General features: G+C 46.7%; 14 protein-coding genes. 12 read left to right on the plus strand and 2 right to left on the minus strand.

Annotation, left to right across the window (positions count from 1 at the left end):
* Nucleotides 1-10 precede the first annotated feature (10 nt).
* The 8 genes from LH47_RS00295 to pyrE are packed head-to-tail and all read left to right on the plus strand — an operon-like array spanning nt 11 to nt 9,459.
* Nucleotides 11-937, plus strand: coding sequence for an aspartate carbamoyltransferase catalytic subunit (locus LH47_RS00295; RefSeq protein ID WP_043963627.1), 927 nt, complete (start codon nt 11-13; stop codon nt 935-937).
* Entirely contained in the window at nt 903-2,186 is a 1,284-nt protein-coding gene (locus LH47_RS00300) for a dihydroorotase (protein WP_043963629.1), read from the plus strand. The genes LH47_RS00295 and LH47_RS00300 overlap by 35 nt, the downstream gene beginning before the upstream one ends.
* Nucleotides 2,186-3,280, plus strand: coding sequence for a carbamoyl phosphate synthase small subunit (locus LH47_RS00305; RefSeq protein ID WP_043963631.1), 1,095 nt, complete (start codon nt 2,186-2,188; stop codon nt 3,278-3,280). The genes LH47_RS00300 and LH47_RS00305 overlap by 1 nt, the downstream gene beginning before the upstream one ends.
* On the plus strand, nt 3,273-6,464 hold the full coding sequence (gene carB, locus LH47_RS00310) for a carbamoyl-phosphate synthase large subunit (RefSeq protein WP_043963633.1): 3,192 nt from the start codon (nt 3,273-3,275) through the stop codon (nt 6,462-6,464). Before LH47_RS00305 ends, carB begins: the two co-directional genes overlap by 8 nt.
* Nucleotides 6,461-7,225: a dihydroorotate dehydrogenase electron transfer subunit gene (locus tag LH47_RS00315; RefSeq protein ID WP_043963634.1), complete on the plus strand. Its 765-nt coding sequence runs from the start codon at nt 6,461-6,463 to the stop codon at nt 7,223-7,225. Before carB ends, LH47_RS00315 begins: the two co-directional genes overlap by 4 nt.
* Complete coding sequence (locus LH47_RS00320; RefSeq protein ID WP_043963637.1) at nt 7,222-8,160, plus strand: dihydroorotate dehydrogenase; 939 nt, start codon at nt 7,222-7,224, stop codon at nt 8,158-8,160. The genes LH47_RS00315 and LH47_RS00320 overlap by 4 nt, the downstream gene beginning before the upstream one ends.
* Nucleotides 8,132-8,845 (plus strand): orotidine-5'-phosphate decarboxylase, encoded by a 714-nt coding sequence (gene pyrF, locus LH47_RS00325; RefSeq protein ID WP_043963640.1) that lies wholly within the window; start codon nt 8,132-8,134, stop codon nt 8,843-8,845. Before LH47_RS00320 ends, pyrF begins: the two co-directional genes overlap by 29 nt.
* On the plus strand, nt 8,845-9,459 hold the full coding sequence (gene pyrE, locus LH47_RS00330; RefSeq protein WP_043963642.1) for an orotate phosphoribosyltransferase: 615 nt from the start codon (nt 8,845-8,847) through the stop codon (nt 9,457-9,459). The genes pyrF and pyrE overlap by 1 nt, the downstream gene beginning before the upstream one ends.
* A gap of 36 nt (nt 9,460-9,495) precedes the next feature.
* On the opposite strand, the gene LH47_RS16575 is transcribed toward pyrE, so the two are convergent.
* Nucleotides 9,496-10,545 (minus strand): hypothetical protein, encoded by a 1,050-nt coding sequence (locus tag LH47_RS16575; RefSeq protein ID WP_152619583.1) that lies wholly within the window; start codon nt 10,543-10,545, stop codon nt 9,496-9,498.
* Nucleotides 10,546-10,648: 103 nt separating this feature from the next.
* Nucleotides 10,649-12,361 (minus strand): Rqc2 family fibronectin-binding protein, encoded by a 1,713-nt coding sequence (locus LH47_RS00340; protein WP_043963645.1) that lies wholly within the window; start codon nt 12,359-12,361, stop codon nt 10,649-10,651.
* A gap of 101 nt (nt 12,362-12,462) precedes the next feature.
* Here LH47_RS00340 and LH47_RS00345 point away from each other — a divergent pair, with 101 nt between their 5' ends.
* The 4 genes from LH47_RS00345 (at nt 12,463) to rpoZ (ending at nt 16,969) form a co-directional block, all read left to right on the plus strand.
* A complete protein-coding gene (locus LH47_RS00345) occupies nt 12,463-15,132 on the plus strand; it encodes a calcium-transporting P-type ATPase, PMR1-type (protein WP_043963647.1) in 2,670 nt (889 codons plus the stop codon).
* A 102-nt stretch (nt 15,133-15,234) separates the two neighbouring features.
* Nucleotides 15,235-16,113, plus strand: a complete 879-nt coding sequence (locus LH47_RS00350) for a YicC/YloC family endoribonuclease (RefSeq protein ID WP_043963648.1) — start codon at nt 15,235-15,237, stop codon at nt 16,111-16,113.
* A 24-nt stretch (nt 16,114-16,137) separates the two neighbouring features.
* Entirely contained in the window at nt 16,138-16,758 is a 621-nt protein-coding gene (gene gmk, locus LH47_RS00355) for a guanylate kinase (RefSeq protein ID WP_171334606.1), read from the plus strand.
* Between the two features lies 1 nt (nt 16,759).
* A complete protein-coding gene (gene rpoZ, locus LH47_RS00360) occupies nt 16,760-16,969 on the plus strand; it encodes a DNA-directed RNA polymerase subunit omega (RefSeq protein ID WP_043963650.1) in 210 nt (69 codons plus the stop codon).
* The last annotated feature ends 22 nt before the right edge of the window (nt 16,970-16,991 follow it).

The raw sequence follows: 16,991 nt of genomic DNA on the forward strand, positions 1-16,991 counted from the left end.
GGAATGTTTCATGAACCATTTACTAACGTTAGCAGAGTTATCGGTTGATGATGTGCTTGCCATTTTGCATGAAGCGGAACGATTTGCGAACGGGGAAACGTGGAAAGTGAATAAACAAACGTTTGTCGCCAACTTATTTTTTGAGCCGAGCACGCGGACGCGTTGCAGCTTTGAAATGGCGGAACGAAAACTCGGGCTTGAAGTCATTCCGTTTGATGCAGATATGTCGAGCGTCCAAAAAGGAGAAACGTTGTATGATACGATTCGGACGTTGCAAGCAATCGGTGTGGAAGCCGTTGTCATTCGCCACCCATCCGATCATTATTTTGAACCGCTCCGTCATGCGATTGACATTCCGATCATTAACGCAGGCGACGGGTGCGGCCATCATCCGACACAATCGTTGCTAGACTTAATGACGATTCGTCAACAATTTGGCACATTTATTGGGCTCGATGTAGCGATCGTTGGTGATATTCGTCATAGCCGAGTGGCGCGTTCCAATGCTGAAATATTAACAAGGCTAGGTGCAAACGTTTTATTTTGCAGCCCGCCGGAATGGCAAGATACAGAAAACCGTTATGGCACATACGTCGATCTTGATACGGCAGTAAAAGAAGCAGATGTCGTCATGCTTCTTCGCATTCAACACGAGCGCCACGACGAAAAAATGGGCTGGACGAAAGAGCAATACCATGAACAATATGGCTTAACGATCGAAAGGGAAAAACAAATGAAACAAACGAGCATCATTTTACATCCTGCCCCAGTGAATCGCGATGTGGAAATCGCAAGCGAACTTGTGGAATGCGAACGGTCTCGCATTTTTAAACAAATGGAAAACGGCGTATACGTGCGCATGGCTGTATTGAAACGGGCATTACAAAAAGGAGGGACACAAAATGGCTACCATATTCAAACGTGCGCGCTTGCTTAATGAACAAGGTGAGTTCATCTCGGCCGATATAAAAATCGATGAAGGTCGTATTACTCATATCGCTTCTCATATGGATGAGGACGATCACGATGAAGTGATTGATGTAAACGGTCAATTTGTCGCCCCGGGGTTTATTGACGTTCACGTTCATTTGCGCGAACCGGGTGGAGAGCATAAAGAAACGATTGCGACCGGTACGCTCGCTGCGGCGAAAGGCGGATTTACAACAATTGCGGCGATGCCAAATACAAAACCTGTGCCAGATACGAAACAACAAATGGAATGGCTCGTCAATCGCATTCGCGAAACAGCGCACGTGCGCGTTTTGCCATATGCGGCGATTACTGTACGCCAAGCCGGAAAACAGCTTGTCGATTTTGCCGCATTAAAAGAAGCAGGGGCGTTTGCTTTTACAGACGATGGCGTTGGTGTGCAAAGCGCGCGCATGATGTATGAAGCGATGCAACAAGCCGCCGCTCTTGATATGCCGATCGTCGCGCATTGCGAAGATGAAACGTTGACGTATAAAGGGTGCGTACACGATGGGGCGTTTGCGAAACGACACGGGCTTTCCGGCATTCCTTCCGTTTGCGAAGCGGTACATATTGCGCGCGATGTGTTATTGGCGGAGACAACCGGCTGTCATTATCACGTTTGCCATATCAGTACGAAACAGTCGGTACGCATCGTGCGCGAGGCGAAGCGGGCAGGCATTCGCGTCACCGCTGAAGTAACGCCGCACCATTTGTTGCTTTGCGAGGAAGACATTCCTTCGCTACATGCAAACTTTAAAATGAATCCACCATTGCGAACGAAAGAAGATCAACATGCGTTAATCGAAGGATTGCTTGATGGAACGATTGATTTTATTGCGACCGACCATGCACCGCATACGGAAGAAGAAAAAAGCGAAGGAATGGTCCTTGCCCCATTTGGAATTGTCGGATTAGAAACGGCCTTCCCGCTTTTATATACACATTTTGTTGAAAAAGGGGTATGTACGTTAAAACAGCTTGTCGATTGGTTGTCGAAAAAACCAGCGGAGACGTTTCGCCTTGACGGCGGGCAATTAAAAGTTGGCGCAAAAGCAGATTTCGTGGTCATCGATTTACATACAACACAAGTGATTGATCCAGCGACGTTTGTTTCGAAAGGAAAAAATACGCCATTTGCAGGCTGGACGTGTAAAGGGTGGCCGACGATGACGGTCGTCGACGGAAACATTGTTTGGCAGAAAGGGAGAGAGTGATGAAACGACAACTCATTTTAGAAGATGGTACACGTTTTGTTGGAGAAGCGTTCGGAAGTAAGAGGCAAACAGTCGGTGAAGTCGTTTTTAACACAGGGATGACAGGATATCAAGAAATTTTAACCGATCCGTCGTATTGCGGACAAATTGTAACGATGACATATCCGCTGATCGGCAACTACGGCGTAAACCGAGACGATTTTGAATCGATCGAACCGCACGTGTTCGGGTTTATTGTAAAAGAAGCGTGCCTATCTCCGTCCAATTGGCGAAGTGAAATGACAATTGACGAATATTTACGCATGAAAAACATCCCGGGTTTATCAGGGGTAGATACGCGCAAGCTGACGCGCATTATTCGTCAACACGGCACGTTAAAAGGGATGATTTGCGACATGGACGTTTCGGTGACAGAGGCGATCGCGTATTTAAAAGAAACGGAGCTTATACGCGATCAAGTGAAGCGCGTATCGACAAAAAGTGCGTACGCTAGTCCGGGGCGCGGTCATCGCGTCGTTTTAATTGACTTCGGCATGAAGCACGGCATTTTGCGCGAGTTAAATAAACGTCATTGCGACGTCATCGTACTCCCATACAATGCAACGGCAGAAGAAGTGTTGCAGTTGCATCCTGATGGGGTCATGTTATCGAACGGACCGGGGGATCCGAAAGATGTGCCAGAGGCGATTCATATGATTCAAGGCATACTCGGTCACGTTCCACTTTTTGGGATTTGTCTCGGCCATCAACTGTTTGCGCTCGCATGCGGAGCAAACACAGAAAAAATGAAGTTCGGTCATCGCGGCTCGAATCATCCGGTAAAACAAATTGGAACAGGAAAAGTCGCGATTACTTCACAAAACCATGGCTACACCGTCACGGAGCAGTCGCTTGCTCATACGAGATTAGAAGTGACGCACATCGCTTTAAACGACGGAACGATTGAAGGGCTTCGCCATCGCGACGTGCCGGCATTTACGGTGCAATACCATCCAGAAGCGTCACCGGGACCAGAAGATGCAAACGATTTATTCGATGATTTTATGACGATGATTGAACAGTTTAAAAAAGAAAGAGGGGTCGTTCATGCCTAAACGCCAAGATATTGAAACGATTCTTGTCATCGGTTCAGGGCCGATCGTCATCGGTCAAGCAGCAGAGTTTGATTATGCAGGTACGCAAGCATGTTTAGCATTAAAAGAAGAAGGGTATAAAGTCATTCTCGTCAACTCCAATCCAGCAACGATTATGACTGATACAGAAATTGCTGACAAAGTATATATGGAGCCGTTAACGCTTGAATTTGTTGCGCGCGTCATTCGGAAAGAGCGTCCGGATGCCATTTTGCCGACGCTTGGCGGGCAAACAGGGCTAAATTTAGCGGTCGAATTAGCGAAAGCAGGGGTGCTTGAGGAATGTGGCGTTGAAATTCTCGGCACGAAATTAGAAGCGATTGAAAAAGCAGAAGACCGCGAACAATTTCGCGCGCTCATGAACGAACTTGGCGAGCCGGTTCCAGAAAGCGCCATCGTTCATAGTTTACAAGAAGCGTATGCGTTCGTTGAACAAATTGGTTATCCGGTCATCGTCCGCCCGGCATTTACGCTCGGCGGAACAGGCGGCGGCATTTGTACGAACGAAGAAGAGCTTGTCGACATCGTTTCCAGCGGCTTAAAAATGAGCCCGGTTCATCAATGTTTATTAGAAAAAAGTATCGCAGGCTATAAAGAAATTGAGTACGAAGTGATGCGCGATGCAAAAGACAACGCGATCGTCGTTTGCAATATGGAAAATATCGATCCTGTCGGCATTCATACGGGCGATTCGATCGTCGTCGCCCCGAGCCAAACGTTAAGCGATCGCGAATATCAACTGTTGCGAAACGCCTCGCTTCGCATTATTCGCGCGCTCGGCATCGAAGGAGGGTGCAACGTCCAGCTCGCTCTTGATCCGCACAGTTTTCAATATTACGTCATTGAAGTAAACCCGCGCGTCAGTCGCTCATCGGCGCTTGCATCTAAAGCGACCGGATATCCGATTGCGAAACTAGCCGCAAAAATTGCGGTTGGCTTAACGCTTGATGAAATGATGAATCCGGTCACAGGAAAGACGTATGCTTGCTTTGAGCCAGCGCTCGATTACGTCGTGACAAAAATTCCGCGCTTTCCGTTTGACAAATTTGAATCAGCGAACCGTCATCTCGGCACGCAAATGAAAGCGACAGGGGAAGTGATGGCGATCGGGCGCACGTTTGAAGAGTCGCTATTAAAAGCGGTACGCTCGCTTGAAACGAACGTATATCATCTCGAGTTAAAAGAACAAGTTGATGACGCCTTGCTGCAAAAGCGCATTCGAAAAGCGGGAGATGAGCGTCTATTTTACATCGCCGAAGCGTTTCGCCGCGGCATAACGGTCGAACAAGTGCATGCATGGAGCCAAATCGACCCGTTCTTTTTAACGAAAATCGCCCGTATCGTCGCCTTCGAAACGGTTTTAAGCGACCGTGTTGGCGATATGACTGTTCTTCAACAAGCAAAAGCAATGGGCTTTTCTGATGTGGCGATCGCTAAACTTTGGCATATGGCTGAACGCGACGTATATGAAATGCGTAAACGCGCCCAAATCACACCTGTATATAAAATGGTCGATACGTGTGCGGCGGAATTTGAATCTGAAACACCGTATTATTACAGCACGTACGAAGAAGAAAACGAATCGATCGTGACCGCGAGGGAAAGTGTCGTCGTCCTCGGCTCTGGTCCAATTCGGATCGGGCAAGGAATTGAGTTTGACTACGCGACCGTTCATTGTGTATGGGCAATTAAAGAAGCGGGATATGAAGCAATCATTATTAACAACAATCCAGAAACCGTTTCAACCGACTTTAGCATTTCCGATAAGTTGTACTTTGAACCGTTAACGATTGAAGATGTGATGCATGTCATCGATTTAGAACAGCCGATTGGCGTCATCGTCCAATTCGGCGGACAAACAGCGATCAACTTAGCGGCGGAATTAGCGGCGCGCGGCGTGCGCATTCTCGGCACATCGCTTGAAGATTTAGATCGTGCAGAAAACCGCGATAAATTTGAACGAACGCTCGCGCAACTCGGCATTCCGCAACCGAAAGGAAAAACAGCATATTCCGTACAAGAAGCTGTCCATATTGCGAACGAAATCGGTTACCCTGTTCTCGTTCGACCATCGTATGTTCTCGGCGGTCGGGCGATGGAAATCGTGTATAAGGAAGAAGAATTGCTTCATTATATGGAACATGCGGTCAAAGTAAATCCACAACATCCAGTACTCATCGACCGTTATTTAATCGGAAAAGAAATCGAAGTCGATGCCATTTCGGACGGAGAAGATGTGTTTATCCCAGGCATTATGGAACATATTGAGCGCGCGGGCGTCCACTCTGGCGATTCGATTGCCGTATATCCGCCACAAACGTTATCAAAAGACATTCAACAAAAAATTGTCGACTACACGATTGCGCTCGCGAAAGGGTTGCGCATCGTCGGACTGTTGAACATTCAGTTTGTATTGTATGACGGCGAGGTGTACGTACTAGAAGTGAATCCGCGTTCGAGCCGAACCGTTCCGTTTTTAAGTAAAATTACGAACGTGCCGATGGCCAACATAGCAACAAAAGTCATTTTAGGAGAAACGTTGCAAGCGCTCGGATACAACACCGGATTAAAAGAAGAAAGCGACGGTGTATATGTGAAAGCCCCTGTCTTTTCGTTCGCGAAATTGCGCAACGTCGATATTTCGCTCGGACCAGAAATGAAATCGACAGGGGAAGTGATCGGAAAAGATGAAACGTTTGCGAAGGCGCTTTATAAAGGACTTGTTGCTTCCGGCATTCACATTCGTCCATACGGTGCCGTGTTGTTGACGATCGCCGACAAAGATAAAGAAGAAGCGATCGGCATCGCCCGCCGGTTTTACCATATCGGTTACCAGCTGCTTGCGACAAACGGCACAGCACAAACGTTACGGGAAGCGAACATTCCGGTAACCGTCGTCAATAAAATTCATACTGGTTCACCAAACATTCTTGATGTGATTCGTCAAGGCAAAGCGCAAGTCGTCATTAACACATTAACAAAAGGAAAAGAAACGGAAAGCGACGGCTTCCGCATTCGTCGCGAGGCAGTCGAAAATGGCATTCCGTGTTTAACGTCGCTCGATACGGCGAAAGCGATGCTTCTCGTTTTAGAAGCGATGACGTTTTCGACAATGGCGATGACGGAAAAGAAGGTGAATGTATGAAGGAGAATATGAAGATCATCGCTAACCGCCAAATCGCAAAAGACATTTATGAATTGACGCTCGCTGGCTCGCTCGTTCAGCGCATGCGTACCCCGGGACAGTTTGTGCACATGAAAGTAGCAAACAGCGGACCGCTACTTAGACGTCCGCTCAGCCTTTGCGACATCAATCAAGAAGCGAATGAATGTACGATCATTTACCGCGCCGAAGGGGCAGGAACGACGCTCCTTTCGCAAAAATTGCCCGGAGACACGGTCGATGTGCTCGGTCCGCTCGGAAACGGTTTTTCGGTTTCTGCGCTGTCAAGCGGACAACGCGCACTTCTTGTCGGTGGGGGAATCGGTGTGCCACCGTTATATGAATTGGCAAAACAACTAGTGAAAAAAGGAGTATTTGTGACGATTGTGCTCGGCTTTCAAACGAAAGATGTCGTATTTTACGAGGAGCGATTCGCATCGTTTGGCGAGACGTACGTTGCGACCGTAGACGGCTCGTACGGCATGAAAGGATTTGTCACCGACGTCATTCATCACCATCGCCTTTCGTTTCATGTGTTATATGCATGCGGACCGAAGCCGATGCTACGGGCGCTCGCAAACGAGTTTCCACATCAAGACGTATATTTGTCGCTTGAAGAACGAATGGGTTGCGGCATCGGTGCTTGTTTCGCCTGCGTATGCCGCGTGCCGCATAGCGAAACGGCATATAAAAAAGTATGTAGCGACGGTCCGGTATTTCGGGCGGGGGAGGTCGTGTTATGAACCGATTAGCAGTGGAGCTGCCAGGACTTTCATTAAAAAACCCGATTATGCCTGCCTCCGGATGTTTCGGATTTGGACGAGAATATGCGAAATTTTACGATTTAAGCGTGCTTGGTGCGATTATGATTAAAGCGACGACGTTAGAGGCGCGCTTCGGCAATCCGACGCCGCGCGTAGCGGAGACGCCAAGCGGCATGTTAAATGCGATCGGGTTGCAAAATCCGGGAGTAGATCGAGTAATAAATGAAGAATTGCCGTGGTTAGCGCAATATGACGTGCCGATTATCGCCAACGTGGCCGGCTCGACCGTAGAAGAATATGTAGAAGTCGCTCGGCGCATATCAAAAGCGCCAAACGTTCATGCGCTTGAGTTAAACATTTCATGCCCGAACGTGAAAAAGGGGGGCATCGCATTCGGAACCGTTCCAGAAGTCGCTGCGGAGCTGACGCGGGCGGTAAAAGAAGTGTCGGACGTTCCTGTTTATGTGAAACTATCCCCGAATGTCACAAACATCGTCGCGATGGCGAGAGCGGTTGAACAAGCAGGGGCGGACGGACTGACGATGATTAATACGTTATTAGGCATGCGTATTGATGTGAAAACAGCGAAGCCGATTTTAGCGAACCGAACAGGCGGGCTATCTGGCCCAGCGATTAAGCCGATTGCGATTCGGATGATTTATGAAGTGAGCCAAGCGGTATCGATTCCGATTATCGGCATGGGCGGGATTGAAAGCGCGGAAGACGTCATCGAATTTTTTTATGCTGGTGCGAGTGCGGTCGCGATCGGTACAGCCAATTTCATCGACCCGTACGTTTGTCCAAACATTATTCGCGACTTACCGAATGTTTTAGATGAACTTCGTATCGATCATATTTCACAATGTACGGGAAGGGGATGGAACAATGGACAAACCGTTTATTGTGGCACTTGATTTTGCATCAAAAGAAGAAGTGCGTACGTTTTTACAACCATTTTCCGATACGTCGCTCTTTTTAAAAGTCGGCATGGAGCTATATTTTCAAGAAGGTCCAGCGATGATTGACGAACTCAAACAGAAAGGCCATCATATTTTTTTAGATTTAAAGCTTCATGATATTCCACATACAGTAAAACAAGCGATGAAAGGGTTGGCAAAACTAGGCGTTGATTTAGTGAACGTTCATGCTTCAGGAGGAAGTGCGATGATGTTTGCGGCGATCGAAGGATTAGAAGAAGGAACACCGCACGGGATGAGCCGTCCACGTTGCATTGCCGTTACGCAATTGACGAGCACAAGCGAGCGAGTTCTCCGCGATGAACTGCTCATTGATCGCCCGATGAAAGAAACGGTTGTTCATTATGCCACGCTCGCATACCGTAGCGGGCTTGATGGCGTTGTTTGTTCCGCCCAAGAAGTGCCTCTTCTTCGTGCGTCGTTTGGCACATCGTTTATCACCGTTACGCCAGGCATTCGCTTTGCGGGCGACAATGCGGACGATCAAGTGCGTATCGTCACACCGTATGAGGCGAAACGGCTTGGAACAAATTATATCGTCATCGGACGAAGCATTACAAAAGCACATGATCCATATGTAGCATATGAGCGGCTAAAACGAGAATGGGATGGTGGGAAATAATGAAAAAAGAAATCGCAAAACAACTTCTTTCGATCGGTGCTGTATCGTTGCGTCCAAACGAACCGTTTACATGGTCTTCAGGCATACAATCGCCGATTTATTGCGACAATCGTTTGACGTTAGCGTACCCCGCCGTTAGACAGGCAATTGCAGACGAACTGACATCACTCATTCGCACGCATTTTCCGAATGTAGAGGTCATCGCTGGCACAGCGACGGCAGGCATTCCCCATGCTGCATGGGTGAGCGAGCGGTTAAATATGCCGATGTGTTACATTCGGAGTCAAGCGAAAGGACACGGAAAAGGAAAGAAAATTGAAGGGAAAGTAGAACAGGGGCAACACGTCGTCGTCGTCGAAGATTTAATTTCAACAGGCGGCAGCTCATTGCATGCGGTGCGCGCCTTGCGTGAAGCGGGATGCAACGTGCTCGGTGTCGTTGCGATTTTTACATACGGATTAGAAAAAGGAAAACGAGCATTTCAACAAGAACAAGTCCCATACTATACCGTCACCGACTACGATACGCTCATGGAAACAGCGACAGAACTTGGCATCATCACTAAAGAGGAGCAAACAACGCTGCACCATTGGCGTGAACAGTTAGAAGCATAACAATAAGGGTGTCCAACGAAAGCCGGACACCCTTTATCATGATTTCGTGGAAATTGCGTTTGTTTTTAAATAGTGGATATCGTTTGCTTGTTGAATCGAACGGAGTGAAAGTGCTTGTAGGACAGTTTCTTGATGATCTAACTTTTCAAACCCTTCTTGCATTTGTTGCGACAACTGTTCGATTTGTTGTTTAATCATTGGAATTTCTTGTACATGCAACTCAACAACAGTCATTCGTTCCATTAATTGTCCAACCATTTCACGAATCGCTGGCACAAGCGCCACATCCTCTTTCGTCGCCATACGCTGCTCAATGCTAGCGATATCGTCTTTTGTGGCCATGCGTTGTTCGATGCTGATGATGTCATCTTTTGTGGCCATACGCTGTTCGATGCTGATGATGTCATCTTTTGTGGCCATACGCTGTTCGATGCTGATGATGTCATCTTTTGTGGCCATACGCTGTTCGATGCTGATGATGTCATCTTTTGTGGCCATACGCTGTTCGATGCTGATGATATCATCTTTTGTCGCCATCGTCTGTTCGATCTGTTCGATACGCTTGTCCATAGCAACGATATCATCTTTCGTCGCCATACGCTGCTCGATGCTAGCGATATCGTCTTTTGTGGCCATGCGCTGTTCGATGCTGATGATATCATCTTTTGTCGCCATCGTCTGTTCGATCTGTTCGATACGCTTGTCCATAGCAGCGATGTCATCTTTCGTCGCCATACGCTGCTCAATGCTAGCGATATCGTCTTTTGTGGCCATGCGCTGTTCGATGCTGATGATATCATCTTTTGTCGCCATCGTCTGTTCGATCTGTTCGATACGCTTGTCCATAGCAGCGATGTCATCTTTCGTCGCCATACGCTGCTCGATGCTAGCGATATCGTCTTTTGTGGCCATGCGCTGTTCGATGCTGATGATGTCATCTTTTGTCGCCATCGTCTGTTCAATATGACTGACGCGACTTTCTAACGCTCGAATATCATCTTTTAACGCGGCGACATCATCTTTTGTTGCCATGTTCGCACGCAAAAATGCCAGCTCGTCAAAAATGCGTTGAAACAGCTGCTCCATCACGTTCACCTCCTTTTTTCCGCCTCTATTATACCACCATTCGACAGAAAGAGAGAACAAAACAATAACAAAATATTTTGACGAAAATGAAAAACCCGCCTACCTAGACGGGTTTTTTCATCCTCACTACCATCTCCTCATCCGGCGTGACGTAAATCGTCTGCTGGTTTTCGTAAATGACAAAGCCGGGTTTGGCACCGCTCGGTTTTTTGACATAGCGAACGCGCGTGTAGTCGACCGGAACGGAGCTTGAGTGGCGCGCTTTGCTGAAGTAAGCGGCTAAGTGGGCAGCTTCGATGATCGTCTGTTCTGATGGGTTTTTGCTTTTAATGACGACGTGCGAGCCTGGGATGTCTTTCGTATGAAGCCAAATGTCGTCTTTGCTCGCGAATTTATTTGTTAAATAGTCGTTTTGTTTATTGTTTTTGCCGACGAAAACGTCGGTGCCGTCGCTTGATACGTAGCGTTCAAGTTCGATTGTGCGCGGCTTTTGTTTTTTCTGTTTTGTTGCTTTGGCGCGCAAATAGCCTTGTTCGATTAACTCGTCGCGAATGTCGTCAATGTCTTTTGGTGATGCCGTTTCAAGCTGTTGCAACAGCGTATCGAAATACATGATTTCTTCTTTCGTCCGCTCAATTTGTTCCTGCACGATGGAAAGCGAATTTTTCGCTTTTTGGTATTTTTGAAAATAGCTTTGTGCATTTTCTGACGGCGATTTTTGTTGATCAAGCGAAATGGTGATGGTGGCGCCGTTTTCGTCATAATAGTTGACGACTTCGATTTCGCTCATTCCGCGCTTTATAGCATAAAGATTTGCGGTCAACAATTCCCCATATAGCCGATATTGTTCCGCCTGTTTTGCTTCTTCAAGCGTTTGTTGAAGTTTCAATAGCTTCTTTTCATTTTTCGCTTTTTCGTTCGCTACAAAACGTTCTAAATCGTGCGCTTGTTGTTTCACGCGATCGCGTTCTGCTTTGCCGAAATAAAAGCGATCAAGCATCTCGCTTAACGTAGCAAAATGTTTTTCTTCCCCTTCGATATGGGTGAGCGGCAACGCATAAAATACGTCTTTTGTCCCGTTTGTATATATACACGGAGCAAATTTCTCGTTTCGCACATCTTTCATAAGCGTGATAAAACTTTTCGGCAACGTCGCGCGGTTAGCGAGCCCTGCGCGATAGATGACTTCGCGCGCAAAAAGCGGCGAAATGCCTGTAAATGTGGCGACGAGTTGATCGGCTAGTCTTCCTGCGAGGAAATCGATTTTCTTTACTACCGTTTCTTCCGTCGCCTCAAGCGGATTTATTTTGTCGTGTGATGGCGGAAATATGTAAGGCGCCCCTGGCAGCACCGTTCGGTATCGGTTCACCGCAGGCGAGAGATGTTTGACGCTATCGATGATCGTGTTCGTCTGTTCATCGACGAGAACGATGTTGCTGTGGCGGCCCATCAATTCAACGATGAGCTGTTTTGTACATACATCGCCGAGCTCATTTCTTCCTTTAACATGAATGATAATGATGCGATCAAAATCGACTTGCGTAATCGCTTCAATGACGCCCCCTTCGATATGTTTGCGCAGAAGCATACAAAACATCGGCGGTTCATGAGGATTATCGTACGTCTCGTTCGTCAAATGGACGCGCGCATACGTAGGATGGGCAGATAATAACAACTTATAATTGCTTCCGTGCGAACGAATATGAAGCACTAATTCGTATGGAAATGGCTGATAAATTTTTGAAATGCGCCCTCCGACAAGCGTGCGCTGTAATTCTTTTGTCATCGCATATGTAAATACTCCGTCAAACGACATCGAAAACACCTTTCTCTTTTTTCTTTTCATTATACCATATCATTTTTTTGTACATGCCTGAATAAGCTGTCATAGATAAGACAAGCGGAAGGGGGAGAGAAATGAGCTGGCACGGACTGCGTATAGAGCAGGTGGAACAACAAGTAAATACAAAGATTGGCTTTGGATTAACGGAAAAAGAAGCGAAAAGACGGCTAAAACAATTTGGAAAAAATGAGATATCGGAAGAAAAAAAACCGTCTGCGCTAAAACAATTTTTTAGTCAGTTTCAAGATTTTATGGTGCTCGTTCTATTGGCGGCAACGGCGATTTCCGCTGTATTAGGGGAATACATTGATGCGGTCGCGATCGTGGCGATTGTCATCATCAACGCTTTTTTAGGATTTATACAAGAGCGCCGGGCGGAAAAGTCGCTGGAAGCATTAAAAAAATTGTCGGCACCAGAATCGCTCGTTTTGCGGGACGGCGAATGGGGAAAAGTGCCGTCTGCTCAGTTAGTCGTTGGCGATATTGTCAAATTTGCAAGCGGTGATCGCATCGGGGCGGACGTGCGCATCATTGAAGCGAAAGGGTTATATATTGAGGAGTCGTCGTTGACGGGCGAGTCGCTTCCCGTCGAGAAACAAACAGCGCCACTAATAGAAGATGTTTCACTAGGGGATCGCACAAATATGGCGTTTATGGGAACGCTCGTGACGAAAGGAAGCGGCGTAGGGATTGTCGTAGCGACAGGAATGCATACAGCGATGGGACAAATTGCCCATTTAATTCAGTCGGCGCCAACGATGACGACACCGTTGCAGCGAAAGCTCGAACAGCTCGGAAAAATTTTAATCGTCATCGCTTTAGCGCTCACAGCGCTCGTTGTCGTGCTTGGCGTATGGCAAGGACATGCGGTATACGACATGTTTTTAGCCGGTGTGTCGCTTGCGGTTGCCGCCATTCCAGAAGGGTTGCCAGCGATCGTCACCGTCGTATTGGCGCTCGGTGTCCAACGAATGATGAAACGAAACGCCATCGTCCGCAAACTGCCGGCCGTTGAAACGCTCGGTTGTGCCTCTGTCATTTGTTCTGATAAAACAGGAACGATGACGGAAAATCAAATGACCGTCACGCATGTGTGGGTCAACAATCGGTTATGGACGGTAAGCGGGACGGGCTATGAACCGAAAGGAACGTTTTTATATAACGGCAAACAAAAAAAAGTAGATGCCGCATTACAGCAAATATTATTATTTGGGGCGCTATGCAATCATGCGGACATAAAGAAAAAAGGAAAAACATATATGATTGACGGTGATCCGACCGAAGGCGCCCTCGTTGTTGCGGCGGCGAAAGCAGGATGGACGAAAGAAAAAATTGCCACTGAATTCACGATTGAACATGAATTTCCATTTGATTCGACTCGAAAAATGATGACGGTCATCGTGAAAGATCGCGCGAATCGGCGCTTTATTGTCACAAAAGGTGCGCCAGATATGTTGCTAGAACGTTGTCGTTTCATATATATCGACGGTCAGGCGAAACTCATGCGCGACCAAGAGCGGAAACTGGTGCAACAAACCGTCAATACGCTCGCCTCCCAAGCGTTGCGAACGATTGCGATCGCCTATCGACCGCTTTCTTTGACGGAAACAATGAACGATGAAACGAAAGCGGAAAGCGACTTGACGTTCATCGGTTTACAAGGAATGATCGATCCGCCGCGGAAAGAAGTAAAACAAGCAATTGCCGAATGTAAAAAAGCAGGCATTAAAACAGTAATGATTACAGGAGACCATGTGTTAACGGCGAAAGCGATCGCCCAACAGCTGCACATGATGCCGCCAAACGGCAAAGTGATGGACGGTAAGACGTTAGCGACGTTATCTGTCGAAGAATTAGAAGAAGTTGTTGAAGATGTGTACGTTTTTGCGCGCGTATCGCCAGAACATAAATTAAAAATTGTGCAAGCGTTGCAAAAAAGAGGGCATATTGTCGCAATGACAGGCGATGGCGTCAACGATGCTCCGGCCATTAAAACAGCAAACATCGGGATCGCAATGGGAGTGACAGGAACAGATGTATCAAAAGAAGCCGCATCACTCGTTTTGCTAGATGATAACTTTGCGACGATTAAAGCGGCGATCGAAGAAGGGCGAAACATTTATGAAAACATTCGTAAATTTATTCGCTACTTACTTGCATCAAACGTCGGGGAAATTTTAGTTATGTTATTTGCGATGATATTGGCGCTTCCTCTTCCGCTTGTACCGATTCAAATTTTATGGGTGAATCTCGTTACAGACGGACTACCTGCCATGGCGCTCGGATTAGACCCAGCCGAAGAAAATGTCATGAAACGGCCGCCGCGTCATCCGAAAGAGGGGGTTTTCGCCAGAGGGCTCGGTTGGAAAATCATTAGTCGCGGCTTTCTCATCGGCATGGTGACGTTGATCGCTTTTCTCGTCGTGCATACGCGACACCCTGAAAACTTAACGTATGCCCAGACGGTTGCCTTTGCGACGCTCGTGCTCGCTCAACTCATTCACGTATTTGATTGCCGAAGCGAACGGTCGGTGTTTGATCGAAATCCGTTTGAAAATATGTATTTAGTGCTCGCTGTTTTGTCGTCGCTTGTATTGTTGCTTGTCGTCATTTACTATCCGCCGCTACAACCGATTTTCCATACCGTTTCGTTGCCGATTACGGATTGGTTGCTTATTATTGGCCTATCGTCTATTCCGACGTTTTTACTTGCTGGCTCGTTATTTACACGCCGTCGTTCATGAAATGTTTTCGCTATATAGCGATATGTGCTATAATGAGAGGAGGTAATGGAGTGAATCTATTACCTTCTTTTATTGTCGATAACACATAATGGATGTGAGAGTATGATCGTAAGTATGACAGGATTTGGTCGAGGAAAAAAAGAAGACGAAAACGTGAGCGTTACGGTGGAAATGAAATCAGTCAATCACCGTTTTTGTGAAATTTCGATCCGCATGCCTAGACAGTGGGTGATGTTTGAAGATAAAATAAAAAAAGTAATTACAGAACATATTGCCCGTGGACGTGTGGAAGTGTTTATTACAGTTGAAGGAGAACAACTCGTTGAACGAACGCTTCACGTCGATTGGCAGCTTGTTGATGCGTATTACCGGATGCTTGCCGATGTGCGTCGTCGCTTTCATTTTGCCGATGATGTATCGCTTCGAGATGTTGTACATATGCTATCGGATGCGGTTGAAATGACGGAACAGCCGATCGAAAACGATGCGCTTCTTTCCCTTCTTTTAGAAGCGACAAAAGAAGCGGTCGAGCAATTGAAACATATGCGCGAACAAGAAGGAAAAGCGCTATTAGCGGATATGCTTATGCAGCTTGAGGAGATTGAAAACAGCGCACGTCGCATTGAACAACTGGCGCCAACAGTCGTCGCTTCTTATCGCGAACGCATACATAAACGAGTGAGTGAATTTGTACAAGGCGTCGTTGATGAACAACGGCTATTGACGGAAGTTGCTTTATTTGCGGAAAAAGTCGATATTCATGAAGAATTAAAACGCATATATAGCCATATTGAACAATTTCGTCGCATCGTTTCTGAAGGGGGAGCGGTCGGACGAAAGCTCGATTTTCTCGTTCAAGAGCTCAATCGTGAAATGAATACGATCGGTTCAAAAGCAAACGATCGCCACATTGCTTCTGAAGTTGTCGAAATGAAAAGCGCCCTTGAAAAAATTAAAGAACAAGTGCAAAATGTAGAGTAGTTTGTTTATGATAGAAAGGCAGGGATGAGCGTGAAGGAACGAGGTTTATTAATCGTTTTATCAGGGCCGTCTGGCGTCGGTAAAGGGACGGTACGAAAAGCATTATTTTCACAGCCAGATATTCAATTGCAATATTCCATTTCTGTGACGACGCGCAAACCACGCGAAGGAGAAGTCGATGGCGTCGATTACTTTTTTAAAACGCGCGAGCAATTTGAACAAATGATTCGCCAAAATGAGCTATTGGAGTGGGCAGAATATGTCGGGAACTACTACGGCACGCCAATTGATTATGTAGAAAAAACATTGCAAGAAGGAAAAGACGTGTTTTTAGAAATTGAAGTGCAAGGAGCGATGCAAGTTCGCAAAGTGTTCCCAGAGGCGCTCTTTATTTTCCTCGCTCCCCCAAGCTTAAGCGAATTGCGTAAACGAATTGAAATGCGCGGAACGGAATCAGAAGACTTAATTCGTGATCGCTTACAAGCGGCGAAAGAAGAATTAGAAATGATGGATGCATACGATTACGTCGTTGAAAACGATCAAGTAGAACTGGCATGCGAGCGCATTAAAGCCATTGTCATGGCGGAACATTGCCGACGTGAACGTGTTGCACAACGATATAAAAAGATGTTGGAGGTGGAGTAATATGTTATATCCTTCCATTGACTTGCTTATTACAAAACTCGATTCAAAATATACGCTCGTCACAGTTGCGGCGAAGCGCGCCCGCCAATTGCAAGTAAAAAATGACTTAACGATCGAAAAACCTTTGTCGAAAAAATTTGTCGGCAAAGCGTTAGAGGAAATTGCAGCGGGTCATATTGAAGTCGTTAGCGAAGAAGAAGCAGCGCAATAAACTATTTACGACAACCTAGTTT

The sequence above is a fragment of the Anoxybacillus thermarum genome (assembly GCF_000836725.1).
Classification (GTDB): Bacteria; Bacillota; Bacilli; order Bacillales; family Anoxybacillaceae; genus Anoxybacillus; species Anoxybacillus thermarum.